General features: G+C 46.2%; 11 protein-coding genes. 2 read left to right on the top strand and 9 right to left on the bottom strand.

Annotated elements, in window-relative coordinates:
- Positions 1-41 precede the first annotated feature (41 nt).
- From NLZ44_RS18085 to NLZ44_RS18095, 3 genes are read right to left on the bottom strand one after another with little or no spacing between them, the layout of a single operon-like run.
- Positions 42-1,181, bottom strand: a complete 1,140-nt coding sequence (locus NLZ44_RS18085) for a beta-ketoacyl-ACP synthase (RefSeq protein WP_493750673.1) — start codon at positions 1,179-1,181, stop codon at positions 42-44.
- A gap of 47 nt (positions 1,182-1,228) precedes the next feature.
- Positions 1,229-2,008: a peptidylprolyl isomerase gene (locus tag NLZ44_RS18090; protein WP_008049763.1), complete on the bottom strand. Its 780-nt coding sequence runs from the start codon at positions 2,006-2,008 to the stop codon at positions 1,229-1,231.
- A gap of 10 nt (positions 2,009-2,018) precedes the next feature.
- On the bottom strand, positions 2,019-2,591 hold the full coding sequence (locus tag NLZ44_RS18095; protein ID WP_493750674.1) for a photosystem I assembly protein Ycf4: 573 nt from the start codon (positions 2,589-2,591) through the stop codon (positions 2,019-2,021).
- A 104-nt stretch (positions 2,592-2,695) separates the two neighbouring features.
- Between NLZ44_RS18095 and psbD the strand changes: the two genes are divergently transcribed.
- Together psbD and psbC are read left to right on the top strand one after the other, a co-directional pair.
- Positions 2,696-3,754 (top strand): photosystem II D2 protein (photosystem q(a) protein), encoded by a 1,059-nt coding sequence (gene psbD / locus NLZ44_RS18100; protein ID WP_006620420.1) that lies wholly within the window; start codon positions 2,696-2,698, stop codon positions 3,752-3,754.
- The gene (gene psbC, locus NLZ44_RS18105) at positions 3,738-5,120 is read left to right on the top strand and encodes a photosystem II reaction center protein CP43 (RefSeq protein ID WP_493750675.1); all 1,383 of its coding nucleotides are present in this window, start codon (positions 3,738-3,740) and stop codon (positions 5,118-5,120) included. Before psbD ends, psbC begins: the two co-directional genes overlap by 17 nt.
- Positions 5,121-5,236: 116 nt before the next feature.
- Here psbC and ppk1 read toward each other — a convergent pair whose 3' ends face one another.
- The 6 genes from ppk1 to atpD all read right to left on the bottom strand — a co-directional run bounded on the left by ppk1 (position 5,237) and on the right by atpD (position 12,704).
- Positions 5,237-7,396, bottom strand: coding sequence for a polyphosphate kinase 1 (gene ppk1 / locus NLZ44_RS18110; RefSeq protein ID WP_493750676.1), 2,160 nt, complete (start codon positions 7,394-7,396; stop codon positions 5,237-5,239).
- 280 nt (positions 7,397-7,676) lie between these two features.
- Positions 7,677-8,153, bottom strand: a complete 477-nt coding sequence (locus tag NLZ44_RS18115; protein ID WP_493750677.1) for a DUF4112 domain-containing protein — start codon at positions 8,151-8,153, stop codon at positions 7,677-7,679.
- A 104-nt stretch (positions 8,154-8,257) separates the two neighbouring features.
- On the bottom strand, positions 8,258-10,171 hold the full coding sequence (dnaK, locus tag NLZ44_RS18120) for a molecular chaperone DnaK (protein WP_111892366.1): 1,914 nt from the start codon (positions 10,169-10,171) through the stop codon (positions 8,258-8,260).
- A 212-nt stretch (positions 10,172-10,383) separates the two neighbouring features.
- The gene (locus tag NLZ44_RS18125) at positions 10,384-10,518 is read right to left on the bottom strand and encodes a hypothetical protein (RefSeq protein ID WP_321201213.1); all 135 of its coding nucleotides are present in this window, start codon (positions 10,516-10,518) and stop codon (positions 10,384-10,386) included.
- 185 nt (positions 10,519-10,703) lie between these two features.
- Positions 10,704-11,120: an ATP synthase F1 subunit epsilon gene (atpC, locus tag NLZ44_RS18130; protein WP_111892368.1), complete on the bottom strand. Its 417-nt coding sequence runs from the start codon at positions 11,118-11,120 to the stop codon at positions 10,704-10,706.
- Positions 11,121-11,246: 126 nt separating this feature from the next.
- Positions 11,247-12,704, bottom strand: coding sequence for a F0F1 ATP synthase subunit beta (gene atpD, locus NLZ44_RS18135; RefSeq protein ID WP_493750678.1), 1,458 nt, complete (start codon positions 12,702-12,704; stop codon positions 11,247-11,249).
- Positions 12,705-12,875 lie beyond the last annotated feature (171 nt).

Below are 12,875 nucleotides of genomic sequence, written 5' to 3' on the forward strand. Positions count from 1 at the left end.
GATATCTATCAAATTCCGGCAGTTTGGTACATGAATCATCCCTAGATTAGTTGCTGATTTTTTCCTAAAGCGATCGCTACATTTTGACCCCCAAATCCAAACCCTAAACACAGCACATTATTGACCACCGTTGACCGGGGAGTGGTGACTACATCTAGGGGAAATTCTAAATCCTGTAACCCTACACAAGGCGGTAAAAGTTGCTGTTCTAATGCCTTTAAACAAAAGGCGACCCCCAAAGCACCAGAAGCGCCTAAAGTGTGACCTGTTGCGCCTTTGGTGGAACTCACCGCTACACCATGGGGGAATAGTTGATTAATAATAAAGGCTTCGTGTTTATCATTTAAAATGGTAGCAGTTCCGTGGGCGTGAATATAGTCAATATCAGTAGGATGAAGATGGCTGTCATTAAGGCTTCTTTGAATAGCAGCGATCGCACTTTTTCCCTCACCATCAGGCTTATTATGATAGCAGGCATCCACCGTGACACCAAAGCCTAAAATACTCCCATAAATCTTACCATGGCGGCGATGGGCAAGTTCTGCTGACTCCAATACCAAAAGCGCCGCGCCTTCTCCCAAGGCTAAACCATCTCGCCGCCGAGAAAATGGGTAAGCAGACCGGGAGGCTAAAGCACCCATTTTGGCAAATCCGATTAAACTGAGGGGAGTAATGGGAGCCTCGAGTGCCCCAACGATCACGCGCTGACATTGTTGGGTTTTAATTAACTCAAATCCTTGAGCGATCGCCCACAGTCCGGTCGCACAAGCAGCCATAGGACTCAATACCGGACCTTCAGAGCCAATTATAGCGGCGATCGTAGCAGCTAGTTGACCATGCAGAAAACCAGGGAATAATCCCAGACAACTGTCTGTAGTGTCCCTAGCCAGTCCTTCTAAATCGGCTTGGTAGCCACGAGAAGACCCCACTACTACCCCACAATCAGTTAAGGGAAATTCTAACCTGGCATCTGCTAAAGTCTCAGCTACCGTCGGCTGAATTAGTGGCTGTAGGTGGGTGGGTTGGCTTCCCCACATTGCTAGAGGCGACGGGGGAAGTTCCCGGAAAGGTTGAGACAAGGCGATCGCCGTCTGACCCTTAATGATAGCTTCCCAAGTCTGGTTCAGATCACCACTAGCCGAACGCAAACCTATTCCCGTCACCACAACATCCACAGCCACTTACCAACCCAGAAACTTAGTTTCTTGTTGCAAATCGTAACAATCTGCTAATTTTGGAGGTCCTCTAACCCCGTAATAATCTTAGCCGACTCAATGCGATCGCCCTGTTCAATTTGGTCTACAACCGCCATACCATCGACAACATAGCCAAAAACCGCATAATTGCCATCTAGGAAAGGCAAATCCGACAGAGCAAAATAGAACTGAGAGGAAGCAGAATCAGGTAATGCGGAACGAGCCATAGCTACCGCCCCCCGGGTATGGCTTAATAGGGGAGCCACATTAATCTTAGCCTGATCAAAGGTTTTGCCATAAATCGGTTCATCCGCATTCCTCGGTTTAATTTCCAAGGGGATATAGCGCTGTTGGGAAGTGTCCGGGTCAATAAATCCCCCCGTACCTAACCGAGAAGTCGGAACAGTTTCATCCTTACTTTGGGGGTCGCCACCCTGAACCACAAAAGGTTGTGGGTCGCGCACGACACGATGAAAAGACACCCCATCATAAACCCCACGATTAACTAGATCTACAAAATTTCCCGCCGTAATTGGGGCTGCTATGCCGTCTACCTCAATGGTAATCGGCGATCCGTTAACCGTCATGACAATAGTTGCCTTTCCTTCGAGTCTTGGTAAATTGCTCATTATGCTTGAATTATTAGTTGCAGAAATGGAAGCAGCCCTTTGACTGCCGCCGGGTGGCGTGGTATTTTGGACCCCCATGGAGTCCCCAACTGATGGGTTACCACAGCCAGTTACCAGAACCAGGAACACCAGAGACAAAAGCCACAGCCACCCTCTAATCATGGTTAGTAGTCTATTTTTCATGTACCTGATGTTAAAGTCCCTCCAAGGGAACCTGTAGAAACTTAGCCAGTTGGGCCCCATCATTTTCTAGCTCAGATAAAGCCATAGGCTGGCCCACCCTGGTTAAAGGAATTTCCCGCCTGTCCTTTAATTTTAGATACAAGGCGCGACGGGGGCTAAGTCCTTCTTTGAGATCTACCCGAATAGATTGGACTTGGGAACGATTGCAGTTGAACTCAACCCGGCGGTTCTTGCCAGGAAACCCCCAACGAAAAATCTGGATTTCCCCAGTTTCCTGGTCAAATCTATTGTAACCGCCACCAAGATCCCAGATAACGACTAGCCATAGGTATGTCGCTAATAATATGGCAGCAGTGCCATAAAGTCCCATGACCAGCCCCTGGGGAAGAAAAATTAGTTGGGAAGGGTCAGCAAAGGGTAACAGGTTCTGGCCCAAATAGCTGGAAAGCCCAGCCAGCAGAAAACCTACCCCGCCAATAGTGATTGTGGTCGCCCAAAAGTAGTTACTGAAGCGACGCGAACCTAAGATTTGCTTTTCAAGAATGCGATCGCCCATAGCGGCCTTTTTTGTCTGTGTGTTCATAAAAATCTCAGAAATCTTTGCCAAAAATGTGAACTGTAATATATATTTATGTTAACTTGCTTAACAAAGCATGATCTTTAGAAAATCCCGAGGAACGTTCTCAAATGACTATAGCAGTCGAGCGCCCTCAAGTCACTAGAGGATGGTTTGATGTCCTCGATGACTGGCTGAAGCGCGATCGGTTCGTATTTGTGGGATGGTCGGGTATCCTGCTTTTCCCCTGCGCCTATCTATCTATCGGCGGATGGTTGACAGGAACCACCTTTGTTACCTCTTGGTACACCCACGGACTCGCCAGTTCCTACCTAGAAGGTTGCAACTTTCTGACCGCTGCCGTCAGCACCCCCGCTAACAGTTTGGGGCACTCCCTACTGTTCCTGTGGGGTCCCGAAGCTCAGTGGGACTTTACCCGCTGGTGCCAATTAGGGGGTTTATGGGCTTTTGTAGCCCTGCATGGAGCTTTCGCACTGATTGGGTTCTGCCTGCGTCAGTTGGAAATCGCCCGGTTGGTTGGCATTCGTCCTTATAATGCGATCGCTTTCACCGGCCCTATTGCCGTGTTCGTGAGCGTATTCTTAATGTACCCCTTGGGTCAGTCGGGGTGGTTCTTTGCTCCCAGCTTTGGTGTAGCAGGTATCTTCCGGTTTATCCTATTTTTCCAAGGATTCCACAACTGGACTCTAAACCCCTTCCACATGATGGGAGTTGCGGGCATCCTCGGCGGTGCGCTACTATGTGCTATTCATGGTGCTACAGTAGAAAACACCCTGTTTGAAGACGGAGAAGGATCTAACACCTTCCGAGCCTTTGAACCGACCCAAGCGGAAGAAACCTATTCCATGGTGACAGCCAACCGCTTTTGGTCTCAAATTTTCGGTATTGCTTTTTCAAACAAACGTTGGTTACACTTCTTCATGCTGTTCGTTCCCGTAACAGGTCTGTGGATGTGTTCCATCGGTGTAGTGGGTCTAGCTGTGAACCTGCGTGCTTATGACTTCGTGTCACAAGAATTACGCGCCGCAGAAGATCCGGAGTTTGAAACCTTCTATACTAAGAACATTCTGCTCAACGAGGGTATTCGCGCTTGGATGGCTCCAGCCGATCAACCTCATCAAAACTTTGTATTCCCTGAGGAGGTATTACCGCGTGGTAACGCTCTCTAGCAATTCTTACTTAGGCGGTCGCGACCAAGAATCCACAGGGTTCGCCTGGTGGTCTGGTAACGCTCGTTTAATCAATCTTTCTGGAAAACTGCTGGGCGCTCATGTAGCCCATGCTGGACTCATTGTATTCTGGGCTGGGGCAATGACCCTGTTTGAAGTGTCCCACTTCGTTCCCGAAAAGCCCATGTACGAGCAAGGTCTGATTCTGTTGCCTCACTTGGCTACCCAAGGTTGGGGTGTCGGGCCTGGTGGTGAAGTGATTAACACTTTCCCCTACTTTGTCGTCGGCGTACTACACTTGATCTCCTCTGCAGTTCTCGGCTTAGGTGGCATTTATCACGCTGTTCGTGGTCCTGAAGTCCTGGAAGAATATTCCTCCTTCTTCGGATACGACTGGAAAGATAAAAACCAAATGACCAACATCATCGGTTATCACCTGATTCTGTTGGGCTGCGGTGCGCTTCTACTCGTATTCAAAGCCATGTTCTTTGGCGGTGTTTACGATACTTGGGCCCCCGGTGGTGGTGACGTTCGCATCATCAACAATCCTACCCTCAACCCGTTGATTATCTTTGGCTACCTACTTAAAGCCCCCTTCGGTGGTGAAGGTTGGATAATTGGTGTGGACAACATGGAGGATATCATCGGCGGTCATATCTGGATCGGTCTGATCTGCATCGCTGGTGGTGTTTGGCATATCTTGACTAAGCCCTTTGGTTGGGCTCGTCGTGCCTTCATCTGGTCTGGAGAAGCCTATCTATCCTACAGCCTCGGTGCTTTGTCTCTGATGGCTTTCATTGCCTCTGCTTTCGTCTGGTTTAACAACACCGCTTATCCCAGCGAATTCTATGGCCCCACTAACGCTGAAGCATCCCAAGCTCAGTCCTTTGTCTTCCTAGTTCGTGACCAAAAACTCGGTGCTAACATCGGTTCCGCCCAAGGCCCCACTGGTCTGGGTAAATACCTGATGCGCTCCCCCACTGGTGAAATCATCTTCGGTGGTGAAACCATGCGTTTCTGGGACTTCAAAGGCCCCTGGCTTGAGCCTCTGCGTGGACCTAACGGCCTTGACCTGAACAAGCTCAAAAATGACATTCAGCCTTGGCAAGTACGTCGCGCTGCTGAGTACATGACTCATGCTCCTAACGGTTCTATCAACTCCGTAGGCGGTATCATTACTGAAGCTCAAGGGTTCAACTACGTTAACCCCCGTGCTTGGCTGGCCGCTTCTCACTTTATTCTCGCTTTCTTCTTCCTGGTTGGTCACTTGTGGCACGCAGGTCGCGCCCGCGCTGCTGTGGCTGGCTTTGAAAAAGGAATTGATCGCGAGACTGAGCCAGTTCTCGCTATGCCTAACCTAGACTAATTCGGTCTCCTTAATTCTCCCTTTCTAACAGGGGGAATTAGAGGTTGATTTCCTAACAGTTAGGACAATTTACCCCACCTATAAACGGTGGGGTTTTTTCGCACTTTTATGGGACTTTATTTCCCCGTTTCCGCTGTTTCCATAAAAATTGTTTGGGCGCTTAGTTCAGGAGCCTTATCAGCCGGTTGACGCTGAATATAAATCCCGTCAGACTGTAAATCCCAAGCATGACGATTATCTGATAGCATAATCCCTAGGATTTCCTGTAAATCTTTGACAATTTTCGGATCTTCTACTGGTGCGATCGCCTCTACTCGTCGGTTTAAATTTCTCGGCATCCAATCTGCTGAACCAATATAAACCTCCTCCTCACCATGATTGTGGAAATAGAAAATCCGAGAGTGTTCCAGAAATCGCCCCACAATACTAATTACATTGATATTTTCACTAATTCCTTTCACCCCCGGACGTAAACAACAAATCCCTCGCACAATTAAATCAATCGTTACTCCCGCCATGGAAGCCTCATAAAGAGTAGCAATTATTTCCGGGTCTACTAAAGAATTCATCTTCGCCACAATTCGCCCCGTCTTCCCGGCGTTACAGTTGTCAATTTCCCGGCGAATTAAACCCAAAAAGCGATCGCGCATATTCACAGGCGCAACCAGCAATTTTCGATAGGACTGTTGGCGAGAATACCCCGTCAAGAAATTAAACAAATCCGTTAAATCCTCTCCCAACTCTTCCCGACAACTAAACAACCCCAAATCTGTATAAAGTTTCGCCGTTTTCGGGTTATAGTTCCCCGTACCAATATGAACATAACGGCGGATATGACCTTCTTCATGGCGCACAACCATCACAATTTTGGTATGGGTTTTTAACCCCACCACCCCATAAACCACATGAACTCCCCGCTGTTCTAACTTCCGCGCCCAATGAATATTATTTTCCTCATCAAATCGCGCCTTTAACTCCACTAAAGCCGCCACCTGTTTACCATTCTCCGCCGCCGCAATGAGAGCATTAATAATTGGCGAATCCCCAGAAGTTCGGTACAAAGTCATCTTAATCGCCAACACATTCGGATCATCCGCCGCCTGGGTAATAAACTGCTGTACAGTGGCTGAAAAAGATTGATAGGGATGATGCACCAATACATCACCCTGTCGAATAATTGCAAAAATATCCTTTTCCAGTTCACCATTACTCGAACAGGTAGTTGCATCACTATCAGCTAACCATTTGGGTAGAGCCGGAGTCCAATCAGGATCTTTTAACTCCGGTATAGGAAGGCCTATAAATGACATCAAATCCTTCAGGTCTAGCAGTCCATCTAAGCTATAAATATCCTCTGGATCTATTTCTAGTTCCTCCATTAACATATCTCGGATATACTCAGGCATGGCGGTATTTACCTCTAATCTCACCACAGAACCGCCTAAACGTCGCTTTCTTAACTCCTGTTCAATTGCTAGTAATAAATCATCCCCCTCATCCTCCTGAACCGATAAATCCGCATCCCGGGTAATTCGGAAAGGATAGTAATCCAGAATATTCATCCCCGGAAATAGAAATTCCAAATTATGGGCAATTAGCTGTTCGATAGGAACTCCCGCCCAAAAATAATTTTCGCCGCCTTCCGGTTTCTGGGATTGGTCAGGAAGAGCAATAAATCTAGGTAATAGTTTCGGGACTTTAATTCGAGCCAATAGATCTTCGTTAGTTTCGGGATTTTTTAGCACCACCACTAGATTAAGACTGAGGTTAGATAAGTAGGGAAAAGGATGGCTTCTATCAATGGCTAACGGAGTGAGAACTGGGAAAATTTGTGACTCGAAATACTCGTGTAAATAGTTCCGCTGTTCCTGATTTAAGTCAATGTAGTTCAGGAGGTGAATATTATGTTGTCCTAGTTCAGGTTTGATAATTTTATCAAAAACATTATGTTGCTCAGATACCATGGGTAGCAACTTCTCGTGAATTTCTGTAAGCTGCTGTCTGGGAGTGCGACCGTCAGGGGTACGTTTATTAACATGGGCTTCCATTTGGCGTTTTAACCCGGCTACCCTCACCATAAAAAATTCGTCTAAATTGGAACTAAATATTGCCATGAATTTTAGACGATCTAATAGTGGCGTGCGAGGATCTAATGCTTCCGCTAGTACCCGGCGGTTAAATTCTAGCCAACTCAGTTCTCGGTTAAAAAAGTATTGAGGGTCCCTCATGTCAATTTTGACAGATGTGGAGTTGTCGGTTTTTTTAGATTTTGCCATAATCTCAAATTAATCCTGGGAGTCAAGGAAACAGGTGATTGATTGGATAATACCTGAATCGGGTAACAGGTAATACATACTACAGGAAGTTTAACACTGAAAAGTAGGGGTAAGCTGTGCCTGGTCTTTACTTACCACAGGGAACAGCCAACTCCCTAATTATCCTGGCAGTTACTATATGTTAAATTTTGGTTAAGTATGATTAAAGCGATCGCCCTTTGATATATAATCAAGATTTATTCTGAATTTCTGCCTATATATCTAGGTAATTACACATTATTTAACCTGTGATAAATACGATAATTATTAATACTAAAACTATGATTAATGCGATGAATAACACCGCTGTAAATATCAGGCAACCTTTACCCCTCAAATCTCCGTCTGAATAGTTGTTAATATTGTTGATATCTTCATCTTCAGAATCCATTAAATATGATTCTAAAATATCGACATTTTTAACATTGGCTTTCCAAAGGACATCAAAGAAATCACCCAATATAGGCACAGTTCCTAATACCGTATCTATGACAATATTGTATGTCATAATCAGCAATAATTTCTTAGGTACACCTAATTGGAAAGACCTAAACACAATATATGCAGCTAATACTGCTCCCAATAAATCACCACCACCAGGAATTAATCCGATGAGAGGATCTAAACCAATACCTTGGGAAGTTCCAGGAATCCGAATAGCTCGATCCAAAAAATCACTAAATTGTCTGAGTTCTCGTAGTGCGATCGCTTTTTTCAAAGAACCTCCTCGACAAATTCCCCAAAAAATAGAGGGATATTAATATAATACCCTCTATCATAGAATCCGAGTCTAATTATCTGCAATACTCAACCTTAACTAACTTATTTAGCCTCGGTGAAGTCCGCATCAATTACATCATCAGAACCGCCGCCATCACCATCAGTAGGACCCGCACCCGGTCCAGGCCCATCAGCACCCGGCGCAGCGCCACCAGCTTGCTGATATAGATTACTGCTGAGAGTATATAGCGCCTGTTGCAGATCTGTAGTTAAGGTTTTAATCTGATCATCATTTTCCTGAGCGATCGCATCCCGCAGGTCCTTAATCATAGCCTCAATCTTAGACTTATCGTCAGCGGGAACCTTATCACCCAGTTCCGAAATTTGCTTTTCAGCCTGATAAGCCAAAGTATCAGCCTGGTTCTTACGGTCAATACGTTCGCGGCGTTCACGGTCGGTGGCTGCATTCTTTTCAGCTTCCTTAACCATGCGTTCAACTTCCGTATCCGGTAAAGTAGAAGCACCAGTAATGCTGATAGATTGTTCCTTACCAGTACCCTTATCCTTAGCAGTAACATTCAAGATACCATTGGCATCAATATCAAAAGTTACCTCAATTTGAGGAACACCACGGGGAGCCGGAGGAATCCCATCGAGGCGGAAAGTTCCCAAACTCTTGTTATCATTGGACATTTCCCGTTCACCCTGGAGAACGTGAATTTCCACATTAGTCTGACCATCAACTGCTGTTGAGAACACCTCAGACTTCTTAGTAGGAATAGTGGTATTACGGGGAATAATCTTAGTCATCACACCGCCCAGGGTTTCCACACCCAGAGACAGAGGAGTAACATCTAGCAGCAGAATATCCTTAACCTCACCAGCCAGAACACCTGCTTGAATCGCAGCACCCACAGCCACCACTTCATCAGGGTTCACCGTTTGGTTAGGTTCCTTACCCAGAACCCGTTTAACCAACTCCTTAACCGCTGGAATACGGGTAGAACCTCCTACCATTACCACTTCATTAATAGCAGACTTATCCAGTTTCGCATCCCGGATCGCATTTTCCACAGGAATGCGACAGCGGTCAATTAAATCAGAGCAGATTTCCTCAAACTTAGCGCGGGTGAGGGTCATATCCAAATGTTTAGGACCATCGCTAGTCGCCGTAATAAACGGCAAGTTAATTTCAGCTTGGGTAACGCTAGATAGTTCCTGCTTCGCTTTTTCCGACGCTTCTGTTAGGCGTTGTAGCGCCTGTTTATCCTTACGCAGATCAACACCTTCTACTTTCATGAACTCCCCAGCGAGGTAGTCCACTATTTTTTTGTCAAAGTCATCACCACCCAGGTGAGTATCACCAGAGGTAGCCAATACCTCAAATACCCCATCACCCACTTCTAGGATGGAAACATCAAAAGTACCACCCCCAAGGTCAAAGACTAAAATAGTCTCATTGCTTTTTTTATCCATCCCATAGGCTAGGGAAGCAGCCGTAGGCTCGTTGATAATCCGCTTAACTTCAATACCAGCAATTTTACCAGCATCCTTAGTCGCTTGGCGTTGAGAGTCATTAAAGTAAGCGGGAACAGTGATTACAGCTTCCGTTACCGTTTCCCCTAGATAGGTACTAGCATCTTCCACCAGTTTGCGTAGTACCTGAGCGGAAATTTCCTCTGGCGCAAATTGTCTATCTCGTGCGGGACAGTCTAGCTTAACGTTGCCACTACTGTCTCTGAGAACCTTGTAAGAAACTTCTGTAGACTCATTACTAACTTCTTCCTGCTTACGACCAATGAACCGTTTTACTGAATAGAATGTGTTGTCCGGGTTCATGACCGCTTGGCGCTTGGCGATTTGTCCCACTAGCTGATCGCCATTTTTAGCATAAGCAACTACTGACGGGGTGGTGCGAAGACCCTCTGCATTGGCTATTACGGTAGGTTTACCACCTTCCATTACTGCTACACAAGAGTTTGTCGTTCCTAAGTCAATTCCAACTACTTTTCCCATATTGGTGTCTTTGCTCCTATTATAACTGCAAAATCGGCTTTACTCAGGGGCTATTGATTGGCCCTAGTATCTGACCACAGGTCAAACCTGGAAACTTTAATTTAGTCCGGGGGTTCTTATTTGAATAAGATCTTCAGGATCGATTCTTATCTCTATACTGTGGGTGGTTAGTCATTTTCATGAAGGGGTATTTACCGAACCTCTAGGGACGGTTAGACTCCTTGCCAACTAACCTTTCCTCGCTGTTCGCGATATCTATTGAATACTGTAGAGGTAGCGATCGCATTTGATGTGGTGGCAAACCCTAACTCCCAGGTTGTATTTCCCGTCCTGGGGAAATTACCCATAATACTTATCAATTAGCAACTATCCTATTCTGTGTCGTTGGCTAGTTCACTTAATTGGCAGTCTGAAAAACCATCACTCAACATTTTTCGGAAAAATACACAGACAAGGCACGCCCTGTCTATAAGCACGCCTTGTCTTGTCTCTTTGATCTTTGATCTTGGTGGTTGATTTCACCAGAAACTGGTTATTCCATCACCTTATCACCCGCCGCCTGTAGGCGGGCTCTGGCACGCTTTAACCCTTGCTTCGCTTTCAGTTGGTCCTGCACATTAGCGCCAGCGTTAGCAGCTTCTACGGCTGCTTGAGCTTGATTAAAGGCTTCCCGAGCCTTCTCAACATCAATATTTGCACCTTTCTCGGCACCATTGACCAGAACAGTTATTTCATTGTTTTGAACTTCGGCAAACCCTTCCATTAGGGCAATAGTCACCCATTCATTTTTAGCTCTCACTCTCATAACTCCCGGATCTAAAGCCGTTAGTAGGGGAGCGTGATCACTAAGAATACCAAGCTGACCTGTAGTGCTTGGGAGAATCACCTCTTGAGCCGTATCATCCCAAACCGTTTGGTCTGGGGCTATAACACGCACAGTTAATGTCATTTTCAGTTATTAATAGTAAAATCCACAATTTAAGCGCCTTTTTTGCACTCAAGAATCAGAATCAGGCGGATTATTTCCTCTGACTCTGATTCTCTAACTACACCTTTGCCGGTTAATCAGACCGAGTTATTTATTCTCAGCCTTCATTTTTTCGCCTTTAGCGATCGCCATATCGATATCACCGACCATATAGAACGCTTGTTCTGGCATATCGTCAAGTTCTCCATTGAGAATCATCTGGAAGCCCTTAATAGTTTTTTCCAGGGGCACATATTGACCCGGAGAACCAGTAAACACCTCAGCCACAAAGAAAGGCTGAGATAGGAACCGTTCAATTTTCCGAGCCCGAGCCACAACCAGGCGGTCTTCCTCGGAAAGTTCATCAAGACCCAGAATCGCGATAATATCTTGCAGTTCTTTATAGCGCTGCAAAGTAGACTGTACAGCACGAGCTGTCTGGTAGTGTTCTTCCCCGACCACACCTGGCTGCAACATAGTCGAACTAGAATCGAGGGGGTCAACCGCCGGATAAATACCCTTAGATGCCAAAGAACGAGACAATACAGTAGTCGCGTCCAAGTGAGCGAAAGTAGTAGCCGGAGCCGGGTCGGTCAAGTCATCAGCCGGAACATATACCGCTTGAATAGAGGTAATCGAGCCCTCTTTAGTAGAAGTAATCCGTTCTTGCAGCTCACCCATTTCCGTCCCCAACGTGGGCTGATATCCCACAGCAGAAGGCATCCGTCCCAGGAGAGCAGACACTTCCGAACCCGCTTGTACAAACCGGAAGATATTGTCAATAAATAATAGAACGTCTTGTTTACTGACATCACGGAAGTATTCAGCCATTGTCAGAGCCGACAGAGCCACCCGCATCCGCGCTCCGGGGGGTTCATTCATTTGTCCATAAACCAGAGCCACCTTAGACTGACCCAGATCTTCCTTGTTAATTACCCCGGACTCGATCATTTCGTTGTAGAGGTCATTCCCTTCGCGGGTACGTTCTCCCACACCACCAAACACGGAAACACCCCCGTGAGCCTTAGCGATGTTGTTGATCAACTCCATAATAATTACAGTTTTACCAACACCAGCCCCCCCAAATAGGCCGATTTTGCCTCCACGACGATAGGGAGCCAATAGGTCTACCACTTTAATGCCTGTTTCAAAGACCGATAAGCTGGTCTCCAAATCTACGAAAGCTGGTGCTGGGCGGTGGATAGAAGAAGTTTCTTCATTGGGAACCGGACCCAGGTTATCAATGGGTTCGCCAATAACGTTAAAGATACGACCTAGAGTTCCAGAACCCACCGGAACCTGAATCGCTCTCCCTGTGTCTGTGGCTTCCATACCCCGAACCAAGCCATCTGTACCACTCATGGCAACCGATCGCACTTGGTTATCCCCAAGAAGTTGCTGAACTTCACAGACCACGGAAATCTCTTGGCCGGCTTCGTTTTTGCCAGAGATTTTCAGAGCGTTGTAGATTTCCGGCAGTTTGCCATCAGGGAACTTAATATCTACAACTGGACCAATTACTTGGGTAATGTAGCCGATTTTTGTTTTTTCTGCGGTGCTGACCATGCTTTCGCCTATTTCCTTATTTCGCTAATCCGATGTTTCGGCAAGCTTTAGAAGAATTTAATATTGCCATTTCTTAGGGTATCACTCTATGGAGACATCAAGAACAACTTAGCTGATAAAATTGATACAGTCCCCAAAAACTATCCTTACCACCCCCATTTTTTGGGGTCA

It is taken from the genome of Arthrospira sp. PCC 9901, from assembly GCF_059013425.1.

Excerpts from the sequence above, each read along its gene's own strand:
- NLZ44_RS18090 (WP_008049763.1), bottom strand. The coding sequence starts at position 2,008 with ATGAAAAATAGACTACTAACCATGATTAGAGGGTGGCTGTGGCTTTTG.
- NLZ44_RS18095 (WP_493750674.1), bottom strand. The coding sequence starts at position 2,591 with ATGAACACACAGACAAAAAAGGCCGCTATGGGCGATCGCATTCTTGAA.
- psbD (WP_006620420.1), top strand. The coding sequence starts at position 2,696 with ATGACTATAGCAGTCGAGCGCCCTCAAGTCACTAGAGGATGGTTTGAT.
- ppk1 (WP_493750676.1), bottom strand. The coding sequence starts at position 7,396 with ATGGCAAAATCTAAAAAAACCGACAACTCCACATCTGTCAAAATTGAC.
- dnaK (WP_111892366.1), bottom strand. The coding sequence starts at position 10,171 with ATGGGAAAAGTAGTTGGAATTGACTTAGGAACGACAAACTCTTGTGTA.
- NLZ44_RS18125 (WP_321201213.1), bottom strand. The coding sequence starts at position 10,518 with ATGGGTAATTTCCCCAGGACGGGAAATACAACCTGGGAGTTAGGGTTT.
- atpC (WP_111892368.1), bottom strand. The coding sequence starts at position 11,120 with ATGACATTAACTGTGCGTGTTATAGCCCCAGACCAAACGGTTTGGGAT.
- atpD (WP_493750678.1), bottom strand. The coding sequence starts at position 12,704 with ATGGTCAGCACCGCAGAAAAAACAAAAATCGGCTACATTACCCAAGTA.